Origin of the sequence: Thermincola ferriacetica, assembly GCF_001263415.1 — a bacterium.
Lineage (GTDB): Bacteria > Bacillota > Thermincolia > Thermincolales > Thermincolaceae > Thermincola > Thermincola ferriacetica.
This window is the reverse complement of record NZ_LGTE01000002.1, coordinates 239,618-265,702: the sequence shown is the minus strand read 5'-3', so window position 1 is coordinate 265,702 and position 26,085 is coordinate 239,618. Positions and strand designations below refer to the sequence as shown.

Annotated in this window: 27 protein-coding genes and 2 riboswitches; of the genes, 24 read left to right on the top strand and 3 right to left on the bottom strand. The window is 45.7% G+C overall.

What is annotated here, in order from left to right:
• The 3 genes from Tfer_RS03015 to Tfer_RS03005 form a co-directional block, all read right to left on the bottom strand.
• Positions 1 to 914: methyl-accepting chemotaxis protein (locus tag Tfer_RS03015; protein ID WP_152908947.1), on the bottom strand; the 914-nt coding region annotated here is incomplete at its 3' end.
• Positions 915 to 1,185: 271 nt separating this feature from the next.
• A riboswitch (cyclic di-GMP riboswitch) is annotated at positions 1,186 to 1,307 on the bottom strand.
• Between the two features lie 82 nt (positions 1,308 to 1,389).
• Positions 1,390 to 1,740 carry a Na-translocating system protein MpsC family protein gene (locus Tfer_RS16460; protein WP_013120461.1) on the bottom strand — a complete coding sequence of 117 codons (351 nt, stop codon included), beginning with the start codon at positions 1,738 to 1,740 and terminating at the stop codon, positions 1,390 to 1,392.
• A gap of 225 nt (positions 1,741 to 1,965) precedes the next feature.
• Positions 1,966 to 2,772 carry a DUF6612 family protein gene (locus Tfer_RS03005; RefSeq protein ID WP_052216819.1) on the bottom strand — a complete coding sequence of 269 codons (807 nt, stop codon included), beginning with the start codon at positions 2,770 to 2,772 and terminating at the stop codon, positions 1,966 to 1,968.
• Between the two features lie 256 nt (positions 2,773 to 3,028).
• Here Tfer_RS03005 and cmk point away from each other — a divergent pair, with 256 nt between their 5' ends.
• The 24 genes from cmk (at position 3,029) to cbiT (ending at position 26,082) form a co-directional block, all read left to right on the top strand.
• The gene (gene cmk / locus Tfer_RS03000; RefSeq protein ID WP_052216818.1) at positions 3,029 to 3,709 is read left to right on the top strand and encodes a (d)CMP kinase; all 681 of its coding nucleotides are present in this window, start codon (positions 3,029 to 3,031) and stop codon (positions 3,707 to 3,709) included.
• Positions 3,706 to 4,287: a lysophospholipid acyltransferase family protein gene (locus Tfer_RS02995; RefSeq protein ID WP_052216817.1), complete on the top strand. Its 582-nt coding sequence runs from the start codon at positions 3,706 to 3,708 to the stop codon at positions 4,285 to 4,287. Before cmk ends, Tfer_RS02995 begins: the two co-directional genes overlap by 4 nt.
• A gap of 12 nt (positions 4,288 to 4,299) precedes the next feature.
• Positions 4,300 to 6,324, top strand: a complete 2,025-nt coding sequence (locus tag Tfer_RS02990; protein ID WP_152908946.1) for a bifunctional 4-hydroxy-3-methylbut-2-enyl diphosphate reductase/30S ribosomal protein S1 — start codon at positions 4,300 to 4,302, stop codon at positions 6,322 to 6,324.
• Positions 6,325 to 6,472: 148 nt separating this feature from the next.
• Positions 6,473 to 7,228, top strand: coding sequence for a DUF1614 domain-containing protein (locus Tfer_RS02985; RefSeq protein WP_052216816.1), 756 nt, complete (start codon positions 6,473 to 6,475; stop codon positions 7,226 to 7,228).
• Positions 7,221 to 8,492, top strand: coding sequence for a stage II sporulation protein P (gene spoIIP, locus Tfer_RS02980; RefSeq protein WP_052216815.1), 1,272 nt, complete (start codon positions 7,221 to 7,223; stop codon positions 8,490 to 8,492). Before Tfer_RS02985 ends, spoIIP begins: the two co-directional genes overlap by 8 nt.
• Positions 8,493 to 8,553: 61 nt before the next feature.
• On the top strand, positions 8,554 to 9,447 hold the full coding sequence (locus tag Tfer_RS02975) for a YIEGIA family protein (RefSeq protein WP_013120454.1): 894 nt from the start codon (positions 8,554 to 8,556) through the stop codon (positions 9,445 to 9,447).
• A 37-nt stretch (positions 9,448 to 9,484) separates the two neighbouring features.
• Complete coding sequence (locus Tfer_RS16690) at positions 9,485 to 9,643, top strand: capping complex subunit for YIEGIA (RefSeq protein ID WP_013120453.1); 159 nt, start codon at positions 9,485 to 9,487, stop codon at positions 9,641 to 9,643.
• A 13-nt stretch (positions 9,644 to 9,656) separates the two neighbouring features.
• A complete protein-coding gene (locus Tfer_RS02970) occupies positions 9,657 to 10,151 on the top strand; it encodes a DUF3189 family protein (protein WP_052216814.1) in 495 nt (164 codons plus the stop codon).
• Positions 10,152 to 10,208: 57 nt separating this feature from the next.
• Entirely contained in the window at positions 10,209 to 10,646 is a 438-nt protein-coding gene (locus Tfer_RS02965; protein ID WP_052216813.1) for a DUF3189 family protein, read from the top strand.
• Between the two features lie 23 nt (positions 10,647 to 10,669).
• The gene (locus Tfer_RS02960) at positions 10,670 to 12,052 is read left to right on the top strand and encodes a DUF512 domain-containing protein (protein WP_282432043.1); all 1,383 of its coding nucleotides are present in this window, start codon (positions 10,670 to 10,672) and stop codon (positions 12,050 to 12,052) included.
• Entirely contained in the window at positions 12,045 to 13,367 is a 1,323-nt protein-coding gene (gene der / locus Tfer_RS02955; protein WP_052216811.1) for a ribosome biogenesis GTPase Der, read from the top strand. The genes Tfer_RS02960 and der overlap by 8 nt, the downstream gene beginning before the upstream one ends.
• 4 nt (positions 13,368 to 13,371) lie before the next feature.
• Positions 13,372 to 13,962: a glycerol-3-phosphate 1-O-acyltransferase PlsY gene (gene plsY / locus Tfer_RS02950; protein WP_052216810.1), complete on the top strand. Its 591-nt coding sequence runs from the start codon at positions 13,372 to 13,374 to the stop codon at positions 13,960 to 13,962.
• A gap of 14 nt (positions 13,963 to 13,976) precedes the next feature.
• On the top strand, positions 13,977 to 15,014 hold the full coding sequence (locus Tfer_RS02945; protein ID WP_052216809.1) for an NAD(P)H-dependent glycerol-3-phosphate dehydrogenase: 1,038 nt from the start codon (positions 13,977 to 13,979) through the stop codon (positions 15,012 to 15,014).
• A 271-nt stretch (positions 15,015 to 15,285) separates the two neighbouring features.
• Complete coding sequence (gene spoIVA, locus Tfer_RS02940) at positions 15,286 to 16,764, top strand: stage IV sporulation protein A (protein WP_052216808.1); 1,479 nt, start codon at positions 15,286 to 15,288, stop codon at positions 16,762 to 16,764.
• A 116-nt stretch (positions 16,765 to 16,880) separates the two neighbouring features.
• Positions 16,881 to 17,864, top strand: coding sequence for an arsenic resistance protein (locus tag Tfer_RS02935; RefSeq protein ID WP_083436741.1), 984 nt, complete (start codon positions 16,881 to 16,883; stop codon positions 17,862 to 17,864).
• 135 nt (positions 17,865 to 17,999) lie between these two features.
• Positions 18,000 to 18,491, top strand: a complete 492-nt coding sequence (locus tag Tfer_RS02930; protein WP_052216807.1) for a rubrerythrin family protein — start codon at positions 18,000 to 18,002, stop codon at positions 18,489 to 18,491.
• A gap of 71 nt (positions 18,492 to 18,562) precedes the next feature.
• On the top strand, positions 18,563 to 19,276 hold the full coding sequence (locus Tfer_RS02925) for an N-acetylmuramoyl-L-alanine amidase family protein (protein WP_083436740.1): 714 nt from the start codon (positions 18,563 to 18,565) through the stop codon (positions 19,274 to 19,276).
• Positions 19,277 to 19,352: 76 nt separating this feature from the next.
• On the top strand, positions 19,353 to 20,258 hold the full coding sequence (locus Tfer_RS02920; RefSeq protein ID WP_083436739.1) for a histidinol-phosphatase: 906 nt from the start codon (positions 19,353 to 19,355) through the stop codon (positions 20,256 to 20,258).
• A gap of 152 nt (positions 20,259 to 20,410) precedes the next feature.
• A complete protein-coding gene (locus tag Tfer_RS02915) occupies positions 20,411 to 21,469 on the top strand; it encodes an HD-GYP domain-containing protein (protein ID WP_052216805.1) in 1,059 nt (352 codons plus the stop codon).
• A gap of 48 nt (positions 21,470 to 21,517) precedes the next feature.
• Positions 21,518 to 22,315 carry a DnaD domain-containing protein gene (locus tag Tfer_RS02910; RefSeq protein WP_052216804.1) on the top strand — a complete coding sequence of 266 codons (798 nt, stop codon included), beginning with the start codon at positions 21,518 to 21,520 and terminating at the stop codon, positions 22,313 to 22,315.
• 81 nt (positions 22,316 to 22,396) lie between these two features.
• A complete protein-coding gene (locus Tfer_RS02905; RefSeq protein WP_083436738.1) occupies positions 22,397 to 23,251 on the top strand; it encodes an ATP-binding protein in 855 nt (284 codons plus the stop codon).
• 180 nt (positions 23,252 to 23,431) lie between these two features.
• Positions 23,432 to 23,615: riboswitch (cobalamin riboswitch) on the top strand.
• 103 nt (positions 23,616 to 23,718) lie between these two features.
• Positions 23,719 to 24,846, top strand: coding sequence for a cobalt-precorrin-5B (C(1))-methyltransferase CbiD (gene cbiD, locus Tfer_RS02900; protein WP_083436737.1), 1,128 nt, complete (start codon positions 23,719 to 23,721; stop codon positions 24,844 to 24,846).
• Complete coding sequence (gene cbiE, locus Tfer_RS02895; protein ID WP_242843542.1) at positions 24,831 to 25,484, top strand: precorrin-6y C5,15-methyltransferase (decarboxylating) subunit CbiE; 654 nt, start codon at positions 24,831 to 24,833, stop codon at positions 25,482 to 25,484. The genes cbiD and cbiE overlap by 16 nt, the downstream gene beginning before the upstream one ends.
• Complete coding sequence (gene cbiT / locus Tfer_RS02890) at positions 25,477 to 26,082, top strand: precorrin-6Y C5,15-methyltransferase (decarboxylating) subunit CbiT (RefSeq protein ID WP_052216802.1); 606 nt, start codon at positions 25,477 to 25,479, stop codon at positions 26,080 to 26,082. The genes cbiE and cbiT overlap by 8 nt, the downstream gene beginning before the upstream one ends.
• The last annotated feature ends 3 nt before the right edge of the window (positions 26,083 to 26,085 follow it).

The window sequence follows — 26,085 nt, the reverse complement described above, 5'->3', positions numbered from 1 at the left end:
ACGTTTTTGGATTGTTCGGTAGAACCTTTAGCCACTTGTTCTATGGTCTGGGCCACCTGCTGGGTGGCTTTGGTCGCTTCTTCTGCGTTGGATGCTAATTCTTCGCTGGTGGCAGCAACGGTCTGGCTGGTGGTATTTATCTGTTGAATAATGTGCTTCAAGTTGTCTACCATGGTTTTGAAGGCGCTGCCGAGAGCTTGTATTTCATCGCCGGATTTGATATCGGGTACGCGTACTGTCAGATCACCTTGAGCAATTTCACCGGCTACGTTCGTCAGGGTTATTACCGGTTTTGATATGCTTCTGCCGAAGAAAATGCCGATTGATGTGCCCAGAAGCAAAGCCACAGCAGATACGCTATAAGTTACTGCTTTAGCAGTATTGGTTGCGTTTTTGGCCGTGTTAACGTTTTCTGTTATCAGACTATCGTTTAACGCAATCAGTTCGGCCGAGGCTGCTTTGAACTCTTTAATAGCTTTGGCGGCAGCGTCGATATATGGCTGGGCTGCCGCATCGTTATGTACTCGGTAATAATCAATAATTTTTAAGCCGTTACTATAATAAGTTTCTTCAGCTTCAGTGATTTTTTCAAATAGTTCCCTTCCCTTTGCTGTGGTAAGTAACTGTTTTGTCTGAATCTTCAATTTATCTATTTCACTTTTATTATTTTTCAGTTCCTCTACACTGTTCTCTTTTCTGTAAATCATAAAACCCCGTACCTGAACAATTTCCTCTTGAATAAGGCTGTCCAATTTCATCAAAGCTACCGTAACCGGAAGTCTTTTTTCCAGTACATAGCCGTATTCTTTCTCCTGGTTTTTCAGACCAAATAGACCTGTCGCGGCTACTCCTGCTAGTAGAACTAACACTACTACAAAACCCAGTAAAATTTTTGCCATCAGCTTTAACTTCATTTTTCTCTCCTCCCTTTGCAGATAGTAATATTAGATCAGGGCAATTTACAGGAAATTAAAGTCAACCTTGCAGTGAGATGGGACCTCCTTTCATATGAAAATTTTCTAAGTAAATTACCCCAAAAAACAAAAAACACCCTTCGGTACCATTCAGCCCCAAAAAGGGCCGGTTGGAACCGTGGATGTTTTACAACTGGGAATCCGGTAACTTTGTACTGTGTTCCCTAAACATTTAAAGCCTGCTTGCAGGGCAAACAGGCCAATTTCCAGAGTTGGCAGCCCTGCGGTCATAGCAACCGGGCAGTTGCAAAATCATATGGTTGCCAACTGCTGCTGTGCCTTAGACCCATAGCTTTGCGTCACTGTCTTTCGACAAGTTTGCTTTTGTCAGTCGCACATTACCAAAACTAACACATACTTATTTTGGTAATAATATTCAACAATAAAGGACAAAATCCTTCAAAATACAACAAAGTTATAAAGGCTTATTTAAAATTACCAAGCAGACTGCCGAATTATCTGGAATGTCCAGGTGGAAGGTGAGGTGGACAATTTCCCTGCCGACAGTCTCTTCTACCATGGCAATAAAGCCCTTTTTTTTGAGTTCAAATAAGCTTGTTCGATAGGCTGTAATCGTATCAGTGTGTTGCCACTCCCAAAGTTCCAGTTCCACTTTTCTTAAAATTCCGGAGAACTGCATGACAATTATATCTTCATAAATTTTAATGTTTAGTTGATCTGGGCCTTTGGCAAACAGTTCTTTAAAAAACTTTTTTGTGTTGGCCAGCAGGGTATGCCCATAATACTTGATTACATCTGAGGACATGAAAAAACCTCCTGGTCTGTAAATATAAATCCGTCTTAGCATGGTATTCCCGTAAAAAACAAAAAAGCACCCTTCGTACCATTCAGTGCCTGGAACCGGTTGGTACGCCGAATGCCTTTTGCGGAATTCCCGAGAGCCTGGCTCAGGCTTTCCATGCAATGAATAAAGCATGGAATAAATTTCGACAAAATCCTGGGTTTCCCTGCAAACCATTATTTTTCTGATTTATTGTTCTTCTCCGGCCCCTTCTATAGTGGGCATATCCACCGGTTTGTTAAAATCATAATAATTGAAGGTCATATCGGCTACGATTTTTATTTCCTGTTCACCCATTTTCAAACCGGTTTTCTGCCTGAGATCCACCCGGTGTATAAAATTGGTGTCCGGGTTAACATAAAGAGTGTACTCCTGAACAATAGTCATACCCTTGATGAGCTGTTTGATGGTTTCTATCTGTTCGTCTGAGGCGTGGGAGTTGATCGTAAGCTGTTTGGAAATTAATGCTTTCAGCTTATCGGGGTCAGCGGATGTTTTAACAACGGAAGTTTCAATGCCGTTAATTTTTTTAGACCCTGCAATTTCGCACGGACCTGCGATGGCGGCGAGATTTTTTAATATCTGCGCTGCATTTTGACTTTGACCGGGTTGCTGAAAATTACTTAAATTAGGAGGGGCCAAATAGGGTTGCCATTCTGTTCCGCTTACTCTGGTAAAGACTTTGCCTGAATTGTTTACATATAGTTCCATGTTCTGGGTCTGGTCCATAGTACCCAGGTCCGTTTTCATGTATAACTGACCGGGGGCTTTAAAACTTCCTGCGTATTTTATTTTTCCTGAGCCCTGCAGACCTCCCATGTTCATTATTGCTATACCGTTAAACTTATATGAACTGACATCGGAATTCATGGTCTCAAGAGAGTTTTCCAACAAACTATCCGCAGAACTGCTGCAACCGGCAGCCAAAAAAATGAATGCGATTGCCAGAGTCGAAACAATGTATTTGAAAAATTCAGTATATTTACACTCTCGCATTGACTGCACCTCCTAAAGTTGTTATAACGAAAATTCTATACCGGAGAAACTAAATCCTGCACGGAATTTTCTTTTCCGGTACTGGCCGGCTATTCATTCCCATTGGAAATAATATGAGAGGAAACCGATTAAAATACTGAAAAAAGGATTTTATGCAAAACCTTTGTCAGTACAGGAAAAACCTGTTGTGGAGAAAAGGAAAAACCCCCGCGGATGTCGAATTAAATTTTATGTTTTGCCCAAAAGGAGGAATGGAATGAAGGACCAGAAAGTCATAGCCATTGATGGGCCCGCCGGGGCAGGGAAAAGTACTGTAGCCAAAAAGGTTGCCGAGAAACTGAATTATATTTATATTGATACGGGGGCTATGTACCGGGCCGTAACCATTAAGGCGCTGAACCAGGGGGTAGCTCTTTCCGATGTTGATGCTATTGTGAAGCTGGCGGAAAATACTGATATAAAATTTGTTTACGATGAGAAGGGTAACCAACGGGTTATCATGGACGGTCAGGATGTCAGTGAAGCGATCAGGACCCCTTTGGTGACCAACAATGTCTCCGAAGTGGCTGCCATACCGGGCGTACGGCATGCAATGGTGAAGTTGCAGCGCGAAATGGCTGCCAACCAGGGCACTGTTATGGATGGCCGTGATATTGCCAGCTATGTGTTACCCAATGCCGATTTTAAGTTTTTTTTAACGGCTTCTCCGGAAATTAGGGCTGCCAGGCGGCAGAAAGACCTGTTCGCGCAGGGGTTTGAAGTAAGCCTGGAACAGTTGACCCGGGAAATTATCGAGCGCGACCGTAAGGATTCGCAGCGGGAAATGGCCCCGCTTACGCGGGTTCCGGAGGCAGAATTAATTGATACTTCGAACATTACGGCCGACCAGGTAGTTGACCTGATAATTTCGCGCGTTTTAGAGGGGGACAAACCTTGATTTACCGTGTGGCCTGGGTATTGGTTTTGGCGTTTTTAAAAATAGCCGCCGGATTCAAAATAATTGGGCGTGAGAACCAGGTTCCCAGCGGCCCTGTTATCGTGGTATCCAATCATGTCAGTAATTGGGACCCATTAGCCTTGGGTACCGCTTTAACCAGACAAGTACATTTTATGGCCAAGGATGAATTATTCCGGAATTTTTTGCTGGCCTGGTTACTGCGAAAGCTCGGTGTAATTCCTGTCAAACGGGGAAGAACGGCGAAAAGCGCTATTGTTGAATCGCTGAAAGTTCTTAAAAAAGGAGAGGTGCTCGGAATATTTCCCGAAGGTACAAGAAACATAACCGGCGAAATACTCAAACCTAATGCGGGCGCAGTTATGCTGGCTCTGCGGGCAAGAGCCCCCATACTGCCGGTGGCTTTGTCCGGTACGCGGGAGTTCAGGAAAATGAAAGCCATTATTGGAAAACCTATTTATCTGGACCAGTATTATGATGAAAAACTGGATAAAGAACAAATTGATAAAATCAGTGAAGATATAATGAATAACATTCGGCAATTATTAAAAACGGCCTAGGAGTGATTGGGTTTGGAGTTTATTTTGGCTCCCAAAGCAGGGTTCTGCTTTGGAGTAAAAAGAGCATTGGACATTACATTAAAAACTGCTAAAGAACATGCCGGGCCTATTTATACATTGGGGCCGCTTATTCACAATCCGCAAGTTGTTCAGCAGTTGGAACAACGAGGCATCAAAGTAGCCGAAGACCTGTCTGACATTCATGAAGGCACTTTGGTTATCCGCTCCCATGGCGTGGCGCCTGATGTACTGGAAGAGGCTGCCAGCAAAGGACTACAGGTTATCGATGCCACCTGCCCTTTTGTAAAAAAGGCGCAGGAATTGGCTAAGAAAATGCAGGCGGAAGGCCGCTTGGTGGTGGTGATTGGTGATAAGAAGCACCCAGAGGTAGCCGGCATTATCGGTTGGACCGGTAACAGGGGGGTTGTGGTGGAAAATCCGGAGGAAGCAGAAAAGATTGAAACAGGATCTCCTATCGGAGTTGTCTGCCAAACAACTCAGCCCGAACAAAATTTTGAAGAAACCGTACGCATTTTGCAAAATAAAGGCACTGATATAGTAGCCCATAATACTATTTGCCATGCTACAAGGGAACGGCAGGATTCGGCCATTAATGTGGCAGAATCAGTAGATGTCATGATAGTGATAGGCGGCAGGAACAGCGCCAATACAAAAAAACTTGCCCGCCTGTGTGAAGAAACAGGAACCCCGACCTATCATATAGAAACGGCTGCGGAATTGCAGCAGGATTGGTTTAAAGGGGCAAAAAAAGTGGGGCTGACGGCTGGAGCGTCAACTCCGGGCTGGATTATCGAGGAGGTTAAGAGAAAGATGGAAGAGATGACCAACAGGGATGAAGGGATGAACATGGAAAAAGCTCTGCAGTTTAAAGCTTTTCACCCCGGTGATATGGTAACTGGTACTGTGGTGCAGGTGAACGATGACGAGGTTATGGTTGATGTAGGCGGCAAATCGGAAGGGGTTATTCCGCTAAGAGAAAGTTCCTGCTGCAATCATAATAACCTGAAGGAATTGTTCACAGTAGGGGACCAGGTGAAGGTAGTTGTGCTGAAGGCCCAGGATGATGAAGGCAAAATAATTTTATCCAAGCGGAAAGCCGATGCTGAACTCACTTGGGGACGCCTGGAAGAAGCATTTGATTCGGGGACTCCTGTAGAAGGTACTGTCAGGGAAGTTGTCAAGGGCGGTTTGCTGCTGGATTTGGGCGTCCAGGGATTTATGCCTGCCTCTTTGGTTGAGAGGTCATATGTGGAAGATTTAAACCAGTATTTAGGCCAGAAGTTAAAGGCTAAGATTATCGAATTGCGAAGGGATGCCCGCAAGGTGGTCCTGTCCCGTAAAGCTATTCTGGAAGAAGAGGCGCAGGCGAAAAAGGCGGAAACTTTAAGAAACCTGCAGCCGGGACAGGTTGTGAAAGGTACTGTTAAAAGGTTGACAGATTTCGGCGCTTTTGTTGATATCGGAGGTATTGACGGACTCCTTCACGTTTCTGAAATGGCATGGTACAGGGTGGGACACCCTTCCGAGGTGGTCAAGGAAGGTGACCAAATTGAGGTATTCATTCTTGATGTGGACAAAAATACCGAGAAAGTATCACTGAGCCTCAAAAAAGTATTGCCCAACCCCTGGGATACTGTTGCCGAAAAGTACCCAGTAGGGTCAATAGTAGAAGGAAAAGTGGTACGTTTGGCGCCCTTTGGCGCTTTTGTGGAACTGGAACCGGGGGTTGACGGTCTTGTTCACATCTCCCAACTGGCCAATCGCAGGGTGGCCAATTGCTCGGAAGTTGTCTCGGCGGGAGATATGGTCAAAGCCAAAGTAATTGAAGTGGATGCGGAAAAGAAACGCATCAGTTTAAGCATGAAAGAAGTTGAAGAGAACAATGAGGCTTGTGAAATAAAAGAAATGCTGCAGAACCAGGATAACGAACCGGGCCCGACCCTAGGCGATGTCTTCGGGGGGCTGTTCAAAAAAGAATATAAAAAGGAGGATGAAGTGGAACCGGCCAGCGAGTAGGACGCCGGGGGAAAACGTGTGGATTGCTTACTATAGTTGGGCTTTTAACCTTAAGGTTAAAGGCCCTTTCTTATTGGGTATATTTAGCTGCTACCAGGGGAAACCTACTTTACAGGTAAAAGGTTGAAAAGTGAAAGGAGAGTTCATTATGCCCAGATTTCCAATAGGAGTATTGATTCTTATCGTTTCATCCGTACTGATTTACTTTGGTCTGGCTCACCGGGTACTGGACAGGTTGCGCATATCGGACAAAACAGCATTGGCTGTAATCGGCGCCATGATTGTAGGAAGTTTTATCAACATACCCATTCCCGGTGCAGTACCGACCAGTATTAATGTCGGTGGAGGATTAATACCGCTTGGCTTATGTATATATCTGCTGGTTAAAGCCGGAACCTCCAGGGAGTGGGTCAGGGCGCTGGTAGCTTCCGTAATAACGGGCGGAGCGCTCTATTATGTTTTCAGTATAGCTACCAGAGGCGCTATAGAAGGTTCTTTAGGTTTCCTGAACTCGGTTTATATTTACCCCTTAATTGCCGGTATCATCGCCTATATAGCGGGACGTTCCAGAAGAGCGGCTTTTGTGGCGGCGACTCTAGGCGTTTTATCACTTGACATCATCAATTATTTTTATCTGCGGACTACAGGGACGCCCGGCCGGGTCTTTATAGGCGGAGCAGGCGCCTTTGATTCTATCGTATTGGCCGGCATTGTGGCAGTCCTTTTGGCAGAATTAATCGGCGAAACAAGGGAGCGGTTGCAGGGCGGCCCAGCTTCCGAAGGCAGACCCAAAAAGCTTTTGAAATCCCTGCAAAACGCCGAATACGCCAATGCTTTGGGCGTCAAGCCGGAAGAAACGGGGTCTGACCAAAAGGACGATAAAAAGGGGGATCAACATGAATAACTGGAAAAACCTGCGCCTGATATGGGGCATAGTGTTGCTTGGCTTAGGTTTAAGCATTATCAGTTACGCTATCGCTATGACCATAATTGATACCCATGGGCCGATGGTTGCTTATACCGTTGCCGAAAAACTGGGTATCGGCCAGATATGGGAAAAAGAGCTAAAAGTAGGGGAATACATCACCATTGTAGATGAAAGAACCAACGAAGTACTGGATAAAATATCCCGGCAGGTTTACCGCGGGGACAAAATTATTACCGAAGACAACCGGGAATATGAGGTCATAAATGTAAAAGGAAACCGGGCCATGGCCAGGAAGTTGGGAATGGCCAAAGGTGTGGTATGGAAACCTGAATGGGATGAATATGCTACTCTACCTGTGGCGAGAGGTGAAATGGCTGTTCAGGGTAACAAGAAAGCCCAGATAGGTATTTATTATACGCATTCTGACGAGTCGTATGTGCCCACCGACGGAAGCGAATCTATTCCCGGGCGGGGCGGCGTCATGAAAGTAGGAACTGCCCTGGCTGAAGAGCTGCTCAAAAAAGGAGTAAGTGTCGTTAATGACAAGACGTCTCACGAGCCCCATGATTCAATGGCATATCACAGGTCCCGGAGAACAGCCGTCGAACTTCTGAAAAAAAGGCCCATCGCTTTGATAGATGTACACCGCGACGGAGTTCCGGATCCTGACTATTATAATGATAAAATTGACGGTGAAGATGTCACCAAACTGCGCTTAGTGGTGGGACGGCAGAACCCCAATATGGCAACAAACCTGGAATTTGCCAAAAAAGTTAAAGCATATGTGGATAGAGCAAAGCCCGGTTTAATTAAAGAAATATTCATCGGCCATGGCAATTACAACCAGGATTTGGGGCCAAAAGCTATGCTTATTGAGGTTGGAACTCATACCAATTCAAGGTTTTTTGCCGAAAACGGAGCAGCCCTTTTTGCGGAAGCCCTGCCTAGGGTACTGAATTTGCAGGCGGCTCAAAAGGCTCCCGGAGGTATAACAAATCCTCTGTCGGACACCCGGCCCGAATCCAGGAGTGCATGGACTACTCTGGCGTGGATTTTGGGTATAGTATTGGTAGGAGCGGCAGTCTTTCTCTTTATTAGCACAGGCAGTGTTAAAGGGGTCAAATCCAAACTGGGTGAAATAACAAAGACGGAATTTGCCAACTATCTTGGTGACGGAAAAACAGAGGAAGCTGCCAATCAAGATGGAACGAAGGATCCGAAAGATAAACAGAAGCGATAAACACTAATTTCTTGACATACCGAACTCATATACGTGATGAAATTGAAATGGGGAATGAGTTGTGATTCAGTACGGGGTAACCTATGCAGTTGGATTAATTTTCGGAACTTTGGCAAGAATATTAATGCTTAGGTCCGATTACAGACAGTATCCCGGTTACCCCCATGGATATGTTACCCATATTTCCCTCGGTTTCATTGCCGCAGCTATTGGAACTATAGCCATACCAGCAATCGCAGAAAAGGAATTTGCTGCAGTAACTTTCCTGGCTTTAGCCGCCCAGCAGTTTCGGGAAATTCGCAACATGGAACGGGAAAGTCTCGCTGCTCTAGAAGAAGCAGAATTGGTACCAAGAGGTCTTGATTATATAGAAGGAATAGCCAGAGTATTTGAATCCCGTAACTACCTGGTAATGGTTACTGCACTTGTGGCAAGCGGAACGCACTTTTTTACACACTCAGTCTATCTTGCTGCCTTGGCCGGGGGAATTTCTATTATAATCTCCATAGTATTGTCCAAAGGCCGGGTTATAGGTGATATCGCAGAAGTAGTGCCCGCTGAATTAAAATTCAAAGGAGCTTTGTTGCAGGTTGCGGACATTGATATCATGAACGTCGGCCTTCCCCATATGCGGGAAAAAATATTAAGGGACGGGTTGGGGGTTTTAATTAAGCCCAAACATGATAACGCCAGGGCTACTTTGCATAATATGGGACAGCGACAGGCCATTGCTCACGTAGCAGCGACCATCTTGGGCGTGAAAAAGGATGTTGATGTACCTGAATTTACCCCGATGCTTAGGAAAAATGTGGATACAGGCGCCATAGCCCTTTTTATTGTGCCGGCTGAAAAAGACATGGAGAGCCTTTTGTTTGCTGTGAACAGGGTTCCGGTTTTAGAAAGTGCCCGCCGAGCGCCTTTGAAAACCAGGGCCGGTAGAATGGCAGCAGACTAAGGAGGGATGCCTTATATCCAGGGAAAAATTTCTGGCTGTGGTAACCATGAACAAGGAAGCGGTGGGGGGCGATATTCCCATTTTTTTTGCTTCTGACCAGGAGGAATTAAGCCGTATAGCAAGTACTCTGGCCCAGGTGCTGAAAGCAATGGTGCATGATATGGGCAACGGGGTCTATATTATTGTCCGGCATTAATAAACCTCGGTAGGTGATAAGGCTGAAAATAATTTATCATTGCTTTGGAGGGTCTCATTCATCTGTTACAGCTGCCGCAATACATGTGGGTATACTTCCGGTTGACCGGATACCCACCCGGGAGCAGTTGGAGCAGGTTCCATATTTCGATAGGCAGGTAAACAAAGACCACGGCCATTTGCGGTTAATGGGCATTGACGAATATGACAATGAAATATACATCATAGGCCGGCGAAATACCCATAAAGAATTTGAAAGTATAATCATGAACTTAGCTGAACTTTTTGAGTTTGCTGATGACATACACCTCGTTAACTGTATGCCATACGTAAACTGGAAGATGGTAGTGGGCGGATATACGTCCCGGCGCTTAAAGCTGGTCAGTATCGGCAGACCGATAATTGTAAAAGGAGTCCAGTATTCCTATTTGAAAATTGCTAGTTTGGTCCAAAACGTAAAGGTGCAAATAGCAGCGGCAAATAAAAAAAATATTACCCGAAATCTGTAGTTAGACTGGCAGGCGTATATTGCAAGGGATTCACAAAATAAGGGGGAACAGGGGGGAATGAAAATCATATATTATTGTTCAACGGGATTAGGCGCTTCAGCGGTTGCTGCGGCGCTTCATGTTGGAATAATTTCGCCTGACAGGTTCCCGGCACCAGAAGAATTGGGAAGGCTGTATTTTTTTAGTAAAGAGCAAAAAGAGAAAGGAGGCCCCGTTTACTATATAGGCCGGGATGCCTGGGGCAACATGGTATATTCTTTGGGAATTAAAAAGGAAAAAAGCTTGTTGATAAAAACCATTAAGGACCTGATGGAAATCTACGGTAAAAACAATCAATACCTGCTGGTTGATGCTACTGACGCAAATAATTATCTGACCAAGTGGGGGCGGCAGTTTCCTGGTAAACTAGGCCTCCTCTTTTACGTACTGGGAATAAAAAAGAATTACAAAAAACTTGCCGGCCTGGTTAAGGAAGTGCAGTCCTCTTTGCATTAAGCTTACTTGACTTATTCTTTTTCTTGGTAGATAATGATGAAGAGCAACCGGCCAGGAGGTGCCAACCAATGCAAAAACAGGGAGCGCTTATAAATTATGTGGAACCGGACAGTATTGCTGCGGAAGCAGGTTTAGAAAAAGGGGATGTTATCAGGTCCGTCAACGGGAATCCTGTAACTGATTTAATAGACTATAAATTTTTAACGACTGATGAATTTTTGGAAATTGAAGTCCTAAAAAAAAGTGGAGAAGAATGGATTATAGAAATCGATAAAGAGTTTGACGAAGATTTGGGTTTGGGTTTTGAAACGGCTACTTTTGACGGCATTATTTCCTGCCAAAACAGGTGTGTATTTTGTTTTGTTGATCAGATGCCCGCAGGAATGCGAAAGAGTTTATATATAAAAGACGATGATTACAGGCTATCATTTTTGCAGGGTAATTTTGTAACGCTGACCAACCTTACGGCTGAAGCCATGCAGAGGATAATCAACATGCGTTTAAGTCCTCTGTACATTTCTGTTCATACAACCAACCCTGATTTACGGGTAAAAATGCTGCGCAACAAAAAAGCGGCCCGGGTCATGGAGCAGTTACAACAACTGGCAGATGCCGGAATAGAGATGCATACCCAGATAGTCCTCTGCCCCGGTATCAACGATGGCGCTGAGCTGGATAGAACGCTGGACGATTTAACCGGCTTCTGGCCGGCCGTTCAATCCGTAGCCATTGTACCTGTGGGACTTACCGGCCATCGGGCTGGGCTCACGGAATTAAGAACGGTGACACCGGAAGAGGCGCGAGACCTGATTAACCGTATTAATTCCCGCCAACAGGAGTTGCGCCGAAAAACAGGCAAAACCCTGGTTTATTTATCCGATGAGTTTTACCTGAAGGCACAGATGCCAATTCCGCCATCGGAGCACTATGATGATTTTGCCCAATTGGAAAACGGAGTAGGCATGGTCAGACTGTTATACGAAGACATTGCAATGGCCCGGAAGAATATTCCGGATAAAATAAATCCACCCAGGAAGGTTATATTGGCAACGGGCATCCTGGGGGAACAGGCCATTAAACCCATGATAGAAGAGCTGAATGAGGTGAAGGGGCTCTGGATTGACATTTTTTCCGTACAAAACAGGTTTTTTGGCGGAGCTGTAACAGTAACCGGCCTGGTGACCGGGTCCGATATTATTCATGCCTTCAGGGAAAGGGATTTGTCCGGAGATTTGCTGGTCATTCCTTCTGTTATGTGTAAAAAGACAGAAGCGGTCTTTTTAGATGACCTTACCCCGCAGGACCTGGAAAGGCGATTGGGGATAAAAGTTTCCTTGATCGATATTTCAAATGGATTGGATGGGTTTTTGGATGTTTTATTCAACAGGAGGGAACGTGATGGCTAAACCTATTGTTGCTATCGTTGGCCGGCCTAATGTAGGCAAGTCTACCCTGTTTAACCGTATAGCCGGTAGCCGAATTGCTATTGTGGAAGACAAACCCGGGGTAACAAGAGACAGAATTTATAAAGATGCTGTCTGGTTGGATAAAGAATTTACCCTGGTTGATACCGGGGGCATAGAGTTTCGTGACGATAAAGGTTCTATGTCGGATTTGATACTCCAACAGGCGCGGCTGGCCATCGAGGAAGCCGAGGTTATCCTGTTTGTGGTTGATGCCAGAAGCGGCCTTACAGCGACCGATGAAGAAGTGGCCAGGATGCTGCGTAACACTAAAAAACCGGTCATATTAGTAGCCAATAAAGTCGAGGATTTTACCGGCAACATGGATGTTTACGATTTTTACAGGCTTGGCCTGGGTGACCCGATTATGGTTTCGGCAAGTCACGGCTTAAATGTTGGCGACTTGCTGGATGAAGTTGTTAAACACTTGCCTGAGTATGCTGCTGAGGAATATGGCGACGATGTGATTAAAATTGCCGTCATCGGCAGGCCAAACGTGGGCAAGTCTTCGATAGTTAATGCCCTTCTTGGTGAGGAACGGGTTATAGTGAGCGATGTGGCCGGAACCACCAGGGATGCCATTGACACCTATTTTGAAAGGGGAGGCCAAAGATATCTGCTTATTGATACGGCGGGGATGAGAAAGAAAGGAAAAATTGATGAACCTACCGAAAGGTATAGTGTGCTGCGGTCATTAAAAGCGGTGGATCGGTCTGACGTAGTACTGATGATGATTGACGCTCAGGAGGTAGTAACAGAACAGGACAAAAAGATTGCCGGGTATGCCCACGAAGCGGGTAAAGCCATGGTACTGGTTGTAAATAAATGGGACTTAATTAAAAAAGACGACAAAACCACTTTACGGTATACGGAAGAAATTCGGCAGGAGCTTGGCTTTGTGCAATACGCGCCCGTTATTTTTGTGTCCGCCCTTACCTGGCAAAGGGTGCCGCGCATATTGGATTTGGTTAATTACGTGGCGGAACAGCACGCTATGCGGGTATCCACCAGTAACCTGAACGATCTGGTTCAGGAGGCGGTGCGCCTGAATCCGCCGCCTTCCGATAAGGGGCGCCGGCTAAAAATCCTGTACATTACTCAGGCCGGAGTTAAGCCTCCGACATTCATTATATTTGTGAATGATCCGGAATTGATGCATTTTTCCTATCAGAGGTACCTGGAAAATCAACTACGGGCTACCTTTGGTTTTGAAGGGACTCCTATACGGATGGTCATTAAAAAGCGGAAGGAGGACTGAAAAATTGAAATTTGCCGTGTTGTTGCTGAGTTACCTGCTGGGGTCAATTCCGGTGGGGTACATAGTCTGTAAGCTGGGAAAAGGCATTAATATTATGGAACACGGCAGCGGGAATATAGGTTTTACCAATGTCCTGCGGGTGGCCGGACCATTATATGGGGCTGTCGTCTTATTGGGTGATACGGGCAAGGGTATGCTTGCCACTTACCTTGGACTGAAATACGGCATTCAGTGGGGGATACTTGGCGGTATTGCGGCCATGCTGGGTCATAGCTTTTCAATCTTTCTGAAGTTGCGCGGCGGTAAACTGGTGGCGACGGGCTTGGGTGTGTTAATTATACTGGCGCCCAAAGTTGCTTTAACGGCGTTGGCTGTTTGGTTGATAACCCTGGCCTTTACCAGGTATGTTTCCCTGTCATCTATCCTGGCCGGCATCAGTGTGCCTATAGCCATGCTGGCCTATCAGGAGCCTCTGCCAATGGTTGTCTTTGGTGCCTTCGCCGCAGGGTTTGTGGTGATCCGGCACAAGTCCAATATCAGGAAGTTGATGGCCGGACAGGAATACAAAATCGGTCAGAAAGTCGATCCGAAATAAAAGGGGGAGAGCTGATGCCAGAGCAAATTGCTGTGATCGGTGCCGGAAGTTGGGGTACAGCGCTGGCTGTTGTACTGGCCAAAAACGGGCACACCGTCGAGTTAATCTCCAATAATCCCGAACAGATTGAAGAAATAAGGGAAACCGGGGAAAACAGCGCTTACCTGCCCGGCGTTAAAGTACCGTCCGGAATTTATGTGCATGGAGATATGGAGGAAAGTGTCAAAAAGGCCGGTATTGTATTGCTGGGTATACCATCCCATGCGGTGAGGGAAGTAGTCCGGCAAATTAAACCTTATCTGAATAGAGACAAAATAGTGGTTAATGCTGCTAAAGGGCTGGAAGAAAATACCATGTTACGCATGAGCCAGGTATTTGAACAGGAAACAGGTGGTACGCTGCAGGATAATTTCGTTGTCCTGACCGGCCCCAGCCATGCCGAGGAAGTGGGGCGGGAGATGCCTACGGCTATTGTGGCTGCCGGACGCAAACGCATGATAGCTGAAAAGGTACAGGACATTTTTATGTCGCCTAATTTTCGTGTCTACACAAACCCGGATATAGTCGGGGTGGAAATTGGCGGAGCCCTCAAAAACGTCATTGCCATCTGCACCGGGGTGGCAGAAGGACTGGGCCTTGGCGATAATTCCAAGGCAGCCCTGATTACCCGCGGCCTGGCCGAGATTGCCCGCCTGGGGGTGAAATTGGGCGCAAACCCTTTGACTTTTGCAGGGTTAACGGGTATCGGCGACCTGATTGTCACCTGTACGAGCCCCCATTCGCGGAACAGGAAAGCCGGCCTGGCCATAGGCAGGGGGAAAAGTGTGCCGGAAGCTATTGCAAGTGTCAAAATGGTGGTAGAAGGTTTCCGCACCACCAGGGCCGCCTGGCAGTTGGCCCGTGAACAGGGCGTGGTCATGCCGATTACGGAAAAGGCTTACGAAGTGTTGTACGAAGGGCGTAATCCCCGGGAAGCAGTTTATGAGCTCATGACCCGGGAAAAGAAGCACGAGATAGAAGACGTAATCAGTTCGACCTATCCGGACTGGTAAACCATTTCCTAAATTATAAGGGTATATTAATTCCAAATTTGGAATTAATATACCCTGTTTTTTTGCCTGCACCAAAAAATTTATTTTGCCTCCGTCATATTAAGGGGTTAGTCTCATATATATATAATGTTAACGTGTACAACTGGAAAAAGTTTCACCCGAATTCATTTTATTACATTGGTAGTAACGGTGGTTTTACGCGGGGGAGGGATGAGGGATTCAATAATACCGGATTGGGTTTCATTTATATATACAGAAAGGAGTGTGTGGATTGGAGAAGTTAGATATTTTTCGTGATATGGCGGAACGGACCGGAGGTGATATTTACCTTGGCGTAGTAGGGCCTGTCAGAACCGGGAAATCTACATTTATTAAACGGTTCATGGATTTGGTGGTGATAAATAATATCAAAAATATACATGATAGGGAAAGGGCAAGAGACGAATTGCCGCAAAGCGGAGGCGGCAGAACTATTATGACAACAGAACCTAAATTTATCCCGAATGAAGCGGTAGAAATCCCTATCAGCAGCAGCTTAAAAGTCAAGATGCGCGTAGTTGACTGTGTTGGTTATACTGTGGACGGAGCCTTGGGGTATGAAGAAGACGAAGGCCCCAGAATGGTACGCACCCCGTGGTTTGACAAAGAAATCCCCTTCCAGGAAGCAGCAGAAATCGGTACGCGAAAAGTTATCACCGATCATTCCACCATCGGGGTAGTAGTAACTACTGACGGGACTATTACCGAAATACCGCGGGCTAATTATATACCGGCTGAAGAGCGAGTTATAGAGGAACTGAAAGAACTTGATAAACCTTTTGTAGTCCTACTTAATTCCACCAAGCCCAAAGCGCCGGAAACCCAGGACCTGGCCTTTTCGCTGGAAGAAAAATATTCGGTACCGGTTCTGCCCATGGACGTAGCCCAACTGACCCAGCAGGACATACTGGACATTTTGGAAGAAATCTTGTATGAATTCCCTGTTAATGAGGTAAATATAACTCTTCCGAAGTGGATAGAAGAGTTGGAAGAAACCCACTGGCTGCGGACAAAATTTGAGGAGGCCGTCGGTGAAACGATACAGGACGTACAAAAACTGCGTGATATAGACGGAGCTATCGAGAAGTTGAGCGTATACGATTTTGTGGGTGAGGTTAATCTCCGGTCAATGGATATGGGCACCGGTATGGCCACTATTGATATGGATGCAACTGAAGGAATGTTCTACCAGATCCTTCAGGAGGTAAGCGGTTTTGAAATCGAAGGAGAACACACCCTGTTAAGGCTTATGCGTGATCTTGCTCACGCCAAGCGTGAATATGAAAAAGTGGCTTCTGCATTAGAGGAAGTTAAAGAAAGCGGCTATGGCGTTGTAACTCCGAGACTTGATGAAATGAACCTTGAAGAACCCGAATTGATTAAGCAGGGCAGTCGTTTTGGCGTAAGACTGAAAGCCAGCGCTCCGTCATTACATATCATCAGGGCCGATATTACCACAGAGATTACCCCTATTATCGGTACCGAAAAACAGTGTGAAGAACTGGTACGTTACATGCTTAACGAATTTGAAGAAAACCCGAAGAAAATTTGGGAGTCCAATATTTTCGGCAAGTCGCTTCATGACCTGGTCAGAGAAGGCATTCAAAACAAGCTGCATAGAATGCCCGAAAACGCTCAGGTCAAGCTGCAGGAGACGTTGCAGCGAATTGTCAATGACGGAAGCGGCGGGCTCATTTGCATCATCATTTAAAATTTCGGTCGTAAGGCCGTCTTTTTTTATATACTTATTTTTTATTGACAAAGAAAAGGGCAGGTGGTATTATATTCACAAAATACCCCATGGGGGTATAATGAGGAGGTTAATCAATGAACACATTGAAACGATTTTTTCTTTGGCCTTCCAACAATTTAACTACTGTTATTCCTATCGTTTTAGGTCTGGGATTTCTAACGGGTTACGTCTACAACACTTCTTTTCTTAAACAATATATACTGCTGGCTACGTTTCTTATGATTTTTCCTACTATGATTGGGTTCAAGTTGAAAGAGGCCTTCGACCTGTCTCATGCCAAAGTTCTTTTAGCTACTGTACTCATTAATTTTGCTATCATTCCGCTGATTGCATATTTTTTGGGTCTGACTTTTCTGACCGGTGAACCTCAGATGTTTGCCGGATTGGCCATTGCGTCTTTACTGCCCACCAGCGGTATGACTATTTCCTGGACAATGCTGCATAAAGGTAACGTTCCGGCTGCAGTAAAGATAACGGCCGTCAGTTTACTGATCGGTTCTTTGTTGGCTCCCTGGTACCTCTTGGCAATGGTTGGAAAATTGGTACAGGTAGATGTTAAGCAAACCTTCCTGACAATTTCTGTAATTGTTTTCATTCCGTTAATTTTGGGCAACATTACTCATAAATTCTTGATGACCCGCATGACCCAGGAACAGTTTCAGAAAAAGGTTAAACCTTTTTTCCCAGCTTTAAGTGTTTGGGCTATGTTGTTTGTTATTTTTTCCAGTATCAGCATGAAGGCCAGGATGATTATTTCTAACCCGACGGTTATTTTTACCGGCTTAATTGTTTTATCTGTTTTCTATTTACTTAACTACCTTATTAGCACCCTGACGGGGCGGATGCTTATGGACCGGAAAGATGCTATCACGGTGGTTTACGGGACGGTGATGCGCAATTTGTCCTTGGCCTTGGGTTTGGCCGTCACAACATTCGGACCTAAAGCCGGCTTGATTGTTACGCTTGCTTTTATTTTACAGGTTCAAAGCGCGGCCTGGTACGGCAAGATTTCAGAAAAACTTGATTTTTTCAGGGAGAAATTGGTTAAAACAAGTTAATATTGCAGGCAAAGCCTGCTTAAAATATTTTTATTGTCGAATTTCTTATCAAATTGAAATAAGACAGTTTACTTTGCGGGTGGAACATGTTACCATAAACAAAAGGTCAAAGAAAAAAGTGAAGGGGGAATCAGAATGAGTACAGAAAAAAATTTACAGGCAGCCTTTGCCGGTGAATCCCAGGCCAATCGTAAATACCTGGCTTTTGCCAAGAAAGCCGATGAAGAAGGTTATCCCGGCGTGGCCAAACTGTTCAGAGCTGCCGCTGAAGCAGAGACAATTCACGCCCACAGCCATCTGCGGGCTTTGGAGGGAATAAAATCTACTGCGGAAAACCTGCAGGCAGCCATTGACGGAGAAACTTACGAATTTACCGAAATGTATCCCGGTTTTATAAAAGAAGCTGATGCTGAAGGGGCCAAACAGGCAAAACGCTCCTTCGAACTGGCCAATGAAGCAGAAAAGGTACACGCTGAGCTTTATAAAAAGGCTTTGGCTTTGTTGGAGCAGAAGGCTGATACTGATTATTTTGTCTGTGAAGTTTGCGGCTATATTCATGAGGGCAGCGCTCCCGACAAATGCCCGGTATGCGGCGCTCCGTCAAATAAATTTAAAAATGTGGGTTAACGGGAAAAGCTTTACCGGCGCTTTGCGCCGGTAATTTAATGCTATTTAATTCGCATAAGGACTGATTTATTATGAGCTTTGTAAGGCGGACATTCCCGGTGTGGGTTGTCGGTGTTATTTTTCTTTTGTCTATTTGCAGGATTGGCTTAAATAAATACAGGGAATACGCTTGGCAGGAAGAAATGTATCACCGGGGAATAAAAAACAAGGTTATTGTAATTGACCCCGGCCATGGCGGGGCAGATCCCGGGGCCATGGTCGGCTCACTGAAGGAAGCAGATATTAACCTTAGCCTGGCCCGGGAACTGAAAAAGGAACTGGAAGGAATGGGAGCGAAAGCGGTACTGACAAGGGAGGAAAAGGGGCCGCTGGTGCCGGACAAGAAAATGAGTTACGTCAAGTGGATGGAAAACCTGCGGAGGAGAAGAGAATTTGCTCTTGAAGAGAAGGGCCATATATTAATAAGTATTCATAGCAACGCTAACAACAGCAAGCAGGCTTCGGGAGGCATAGTGTATTATACTCAATTCAACAAAAACAATATGAGACTGGCTTCCAATATCCAAGAGCAGTTGAACCTGTATTGGGGCGCTGATAACAACATGCTGGAAAAAGGATTGTCGGTCATAGCCTGGGACAAAATGCCCTCTGTTTTGGTGGAAACAGGCTTTCTGACGAACCCACGGGACCGGGAAGTACTGTCGAGTTATGCAGGAAGAAAAAAGTTAGCCCGGGCAATAGCAGTAGGAATAAAGCAGTATTGTGACGGATTACCGGAACAATAGCAAGAGCAGTAGGGAAATATAGCGGTGTTGCTTGAGGCATCGCTTTTTTTGCTGATTTTTCACAGGAGGAAGATGGATGGAAACAGAGAATATAAAAACGGCGGCAGATTTGAAATTATTCGGGGAGGGCTCAACTATTTACCTGGCTGATTATCACGTCCATCCCAATTATTCCATAGACGCAGACGACTATTCCATCGAAAACTATTGCGAAAAGGCCCTGGAAATAGGTTTAAAGGAAATATGTTTTACGACCCATTTTGAATGCGACCCGCAAAGGGCACATCTTGACTGGTTGGTCCGCTGCCGCGGTACCTTGGCGCCCATGACCGGGAACTGGCTGGACAGTTATTTTGAAGAAATTGTCCGGGCCCAGGATAAATATGCGCCGATGGGACTAAAGGTGAAGAACGGTTTGGAAGTGGGCTATGATTTGGGGTTGGAGGACGCCATAGCCAGGGTACTCAGGTATCCTTTTGATTTTGTTATCGGGTCTGTACATTGTGTAGATCACGTAGCCATTTCATCAGCCCGCGAGAGTTATAACTATTTCCCGGGAAAACAGTTGACAGATGTGGTGCGTAAGTATTTCACGACTTTACTGGAAGGGGTGAAGACAGGTCTTTTTGATGTTGTAGGGCACATGGACTTGTACAGGCGGCATGGATTGAAATTCTTCGGTATAGATGTGGAAAACGCCCACGAAGGTTTGGTGGAACCCGTGCTTGAGGAGATGGCTAAAAGAAATATTGGGATGGAAATAAATACGTCAAGCTTAAAGCATGGCCAGAATGAATTTTATCCGGGTAAAAAAATTCTTTTATTGGCAAAAGAATTCGGGGTTTCTGTATATACGACGGGCTCTGACAGTCATAGAATCAGTGAATTGGGCCGGGGTATTAAAGAGGCTGTGCTGCTGCTGGAGGGTATGGGATTAAAATTATCCACCTTTGAGCGGCGCTGTTCCAGTATTATCGAGTGATGTAACAAGATAAATGGCCACGGTAAATAATGTTTTAGAAAAAATCGGAATATTGGTACTTCTGAAAAGAATGGCAGGATTTTGCCACAACATGTAGAATTCAGTCATATTGGCAAAAGGTTTGTCAACTGTACATTGTTGGAGGGAAATCGATGAAACAATTAAAGGTTGACCAGTTAGAACCGGATATGATTCTTGCGGAATCGGTTTATTCTGCAAGTGGCAAAGTTCTGTTAGCGGAAGGCACCAAGTTGACCCCGGACCTTATAAAACGATTAATGGAAATGCAGGTTCCCCGGGTATGTGTCAATGATGAAAATACTATTCCTATTGACCCCAACGAAGTATTAACCAACCGAGTACATACCCAGGCACTCAGAATTCTTGGAACTGTTATACCTGCCGACCTGTGTGGTTCCCGGCTGGAGGATGCGCAGTTTAGATACGAACTGGTAGCGGAGACAATTGCCAAGATAATGGAAACAAAAGAGGTACACGAGCTTTTTCTGGACTTGCGCACTATAGATGATGATACGCTGGACCATTCCATAACAGTATGCGTTTTGTCCCTTATCGTTGGCGCCGCGTTAAAATTTACGCCTGACCGGCTATATATGCTTGGCATTGGGGCAATGGTCCATGACATCGGGAAGAAAGCGGTTCCGCCTGAGATACTGGCCAAAAGAGAAGATTTGACGCCGCAGGAAACGCAAATGTTTCAGGCACACGTAAAAGAAGGCTACCGTATTTTGCGGGAACATGGGTTTGACGTACCCATAGCCAAGGTAGCATTATATCATCATGAAAGGTGGAACGGCAGCGGTTATGTAAACAGGCTGGCCGGCGATAATATCGACCTTTTTTCCCGGATAGTGCAAACAGCTGATGTTTATGATGATTTGATCAGAGGTCTCACGTACAAACAAAAGTACCTGCCTCATGAGGCCATGGAATATCTTTATGGCGCCGGAAATTTCTATTTTGATGTGCGGGTGGTAAAAGCCTTTACCAGCAGTATATCGGCCTATCCCCTGGGTAGTCTGGTCAAACTCAGCACCGGTGAAATCGGGGTAGTTGTGAACGTACAGAAAACTTCAGCGCCCAGGCCGATAGTCAAGATATGTTACGACAAAAACAATAACCGGCTCGACTATCCACGGCAGATAGACTTAAGCGAAGAAAAAACAATATTTATTACCAAGATTTTATAATTGTTAAATCGTTAAATAAATTTATGCGCTGGAAGGGAGTTTACATAGATGCGGTTAGGCGGAGAAAAAAAGGGGAACATTACTGCATCTTTCGGTAACGATCTGGTTTCCCAGGGTTATACGAGCATACCTAATTTGGTGTTAAAGTATTATTCCAAGATAGGCGTAACTGACAGCGAAATGATGCTGATTATTCAGCTTTTAAGGTTAAAATCCTTTGATAATAAGCCTTTTCCTTCCCTTGACCAGTTGGCGGAGTGTATGACCGGAGATTCCTTTAAATTAAAGAGCGACCTGGCCGGTTTGATAGAAAAAGAAATTATATCTGTCTGCTATTATTATGATGAAGAAACGGGCGACGTAATGTCTACCTATAGTTTGGAACCCTTATTTGAAAAGATCTCGGAGTTTTGGGCCTGTGAAAAAGTAAAAGGCCTGCAGCAGATGAAAAAGGCTTTAAAAGAAAAGGAATTAAAGGAGACAAGAAGTTCTACCACCATTGCCAAGACGGAATATGCCAAAGTCTGCAAGACCTTTGAAAAGGAGTTTGGCCGGCCTATGTCTCCTATGGAGCTGGAACAAATCGGTACCTGGTTGGAAGATTTTCACGGTTCTTCGGAATTGATTCTGGAGGCACTAAAAAGAGCCGTATTCATGGGCAAACATAATTTTAAATATATAGACAGTATTTTGCTGGAGTGGCAAAAAAATAATTTAAAAACTGTCAGAGCTGTTCTGGAATATGAAAATAACTTCCGGCAACGTCAGGCAAGTAAGGGAAAAAGGGGCAAACAGGGTGAAGCTGAGCAGAAAGCGAAGGATAAATTCCGTCTTTTATATCTTTGATTATGTCTCGCATGTTTCAATGCAAAAGAGAAATTTTTCACCAGTGTGTAGAATTGTCATTGTTTAAATAGGAGGATGTCAATGGACAAGGTTGATTCTGTCCTGGAGAATTTACGCAAACCTGGACAGGAAAAAAATATCAATCTACCAGGTAATGGAAGTGCTCCGGTCAACAATGTGCAGACAGGGGGGTGCCCCCTTTGCCATGACCGGGGTTTAATTATCTCTGAGAGCGGAGAGAGCGCTGTTCCCTGCCAGTGTATGAGACAGAGAAGTCTGCTGGCCAAAATTAAGAGCGCCAAGATAAGCCTTTCCATGCTGAAATGCAGCTTTAGCCAGTTCAACCCCAACTATTATGATAAAAATTCTTACGATAGTACCCGTGGGCGTTCTTATTACGAAAATGCGGCTATCGCTTATCGGCTGGCCAGGCAGTTTGTTGACAGGGCGCTGAAGGGGGAACGCCCGGACGGTATCATGTTTACCGGCAATGTGGGTAGTGGCAAGACATTCCTGGCCTGTTGTATCGCCAATGCTTTACTGGAGCATGGTGAAGAACTTTTATTTCTGGTTGTTCCGGACCTGCTTGATGAAATACGGGCAACTTATGACAATGGAGTTCACGATGTCACAGAACAGGAACTGCTGGACACGGCCCGGAAGGTAAAATATCTTATCCTGGATGACCTTGGTGCGCATAATTATACAGAATGGACCAGGAATAAACTTTACTCAATAATAAATTACAGGTTAAATAACCAACTCCCCACTGTTATAACAACTAATCTGGACCTGGCTGAACTGGAACAGCACCTGGGTGATCGGACCACTTCCCGCATAGTCCAATTGTGCCAGGTGGTGCGGTTGTTGGTTGATACTGATATCAGGATACAAAAGCGCAGGTCCAAAGACCAAAACACGGACAGAGAAATTTAGAATAAGAACAAAAGTTTCTGCCCAAACCTCAGGGATACTTTTGTTGATATCCGGAAATCATGCTTTGAGGTTATCCACAATTTTACCTCAAAGCATGATTTCTTTGATATTCAAAAAATAATTACACTTTGGCAGGAATTTTTCTTTTGTGGTAGAACTTAATATTAGAATGTGTTTTCAATTTAATAGTCAGGAACAGGTGACTCTTTACGAGTTGAAAAGGGAAGTTTGGTGAGATTCCAACGCGGTCCCGCCACTGTAACAGGGAGAAACCTTGCATTTTGCCACTGAGCGGTTTGCCCGGGAAGGCGCAAGGGGACTATGAACTGTGAGCCAGGAGACCTGCCTGTTCCGGTCTGCCGTCAAACCTTCGAGTGAAAGGCTGGGAGACGAGATCAGAGTCTGTTTTTTTATCTGATCAGTTAATAACCTCAGTTGAAGGCTGGGGTTATTTTCGCTTATAGGGGGTGGGGGAAATAAGCAAAAAAAGCCACAACATCGCCCTGCGTTGCGGAATTACAACAGGAGCCTCGGCGGCTGCCGCGGCCGGCGCTGCAACAGCGCTGTTAAGCAGGGGAGAAAGGTTGGAGTTTTACAAGGTTGTAAACCCTACCGGCCAGGAATTGGTGGTTAAAATTAAATCGGTAAGGCTGGATGGGGACAAAGCTACTGGCATTGTGGTAAAAGACGGAGGAGATGATCCCGATACAACCCACGGGCTGGATATAGTGGCCGAAGTATCGTTTATCCCCGGCACCGGTGTGGAAATTACGTCCGGGCCAGGGGTAGGGACAGTGACAAAACCCGGGCTTCAGGTTCCGGTAGGACAGCCGGCCATCAATCCTGTGCCCAGGCAGATGATAACGGAGGCAGTAAAAAGGGAACTGCCGGAGGGCTTCGGAGCCAGGGTTTGCATTTCCATCCCTATGGGCGAGGAAGTGGCCAGAAGAACCCTTAACCCGAAACTTGGCATTGTCAATGGACTGTCTGTGCTGGGGACCACCGGGATTGTCGAACCCATGTCCGAAGACTCCTTTAAACGTTCATTGGCGCCCCAGATTTCCATAGCTAAAGCAAACGGTTTTAGAACGGTATGCCTGACCCCTGGCCGGCTCGGCGAGAAGTGGGCTGTGGAAAAGCTGGGCTTGCCCGTTGACTGCGTGGCGCAGATGAGCAACTTTGTTGGCTACATGTTGGAAGTCTGCGTTAAAGAGGGAATTGAAGGCGTCATATTGGTTGGCCACCATAGCAAGCTTACCAAGATAGCGGCCGGCTGTTTTCATACCCATAACCGGGTGGCCGATGCCAGGCTGGAAACCCTGGCGGCTCATGCAGCTTTGATGGGAGCTTCCCGGCAGGTGGTGGATACATTGATGCGCAGTAACACGGCGGAGGAAGGTTACCAGGTATTGAAAGAAAACAATCTGCTGGGGGTTTTCAATCGCATCGCAGATGCTGCCAGCCGCCGGGCGGCAGAATATGTATACGGCGACCTGCAGGTGGGGACGGTTCTCTTTACCATGCAGGGTGATATTGTTGCTTATGATGCTAATGCCCGTGAATTAGGAAAGAAGTTGGGGTGGAAGATTTGTTAACGGTAGTTGGTGTGGGCCCGGGCAGCGAAAGCTATCTGACTCCCTTGGCCCGGCAGGTCATCGATGAGGCAGAGGTAATTGTTGCCGGAGAACGGTTGTTAGAAGCTTTTGCAGGCGAAGGGAAATCCACCTTTGTTATCAAAAACAATTTAGAGGATGTAGTGAACTTTATCAAGAAAAACTTAAAGGAAAAGAAAGTTGCCGTTTTGGCTTCCGGCGACCCCGGCATGTACGGTATTCTAAATTTTTTGTTAAGGCATTTCTCTCCTGAACAGATGGAGGTCATTCCGGGTATTAGTTCTGTCCAGTTGGCCTGTGCCAGGCTGCGCATATCCTGGCATGATGCGGTGATTACCAGTGTGCATGGCCGGGAAATCAAGGGTCTGGTTGACCTGGTGCGCAACCACGATAAAGTTATTACCCTGACTGATTACCGGCTGACGCCGGCGGTGGTAGCGCAGGAACTGATAGTCGCCGGTGTGGTGGGCAAAAAGGTATGGGTGTGCCAAAACTTGTCATACAGTAATGAGTTTGTCCGTGAGTTTAGCCTGGAAAGCCTGGCCAAATCGCCGGGGTACCCGGGAAGTGTTATGGTGATAGTAAATTATGAGCATAAAGTTGGTGGTCCGGATGAATGAAAAAAGGTGGCCCTACAGTACGCCGGGAGTGGATGATGCACTTTTTGTCCGGGGCGATGTGCCGATGACAAAAAAAGAGGTCCGGGTTATTTCCTTGGCCCAGGCTAAAATACAACCAAACTCTATTATCTACGACATTGGGGCCGGTACCGGTTCTTTTACCGTAGAAGCGGCAATTTGTGCTCCGGAAGGCCGAGTTTATGCCATAGAAAAAGAGCAGGCCGGTATTGATTTGATTTCCCGCAATGTAGATAAGTTTGGTTTAACAAATGTGGAAATAATCCACGGGACCGCTCCACAGGCACTGCACGGTCTGCCCAGGCCAGACGTGGTCTTTCTTGGCGGCAGCGGCGGAAACCTGCGGGAAATCTTAACAAGAATAACAGAGGTTTTGCTTCCCGGAGGCAGGTTAGTGGCTAATGTACTGGTGTTGGAGCATTTGGCCGAATTGGTAAGTTTTTTGAAGGCCGGAAGTTTTACAGAAATGGAAATTACCCAGGTTGCTGTTTCTAAGGCGGCTCCGCTGGGCATAAAACATATGTTCAAAGGCAGTAATCCAGTTTATGTGATTTCTGCCCGTAGGGATAGTTCCCAATAAAAA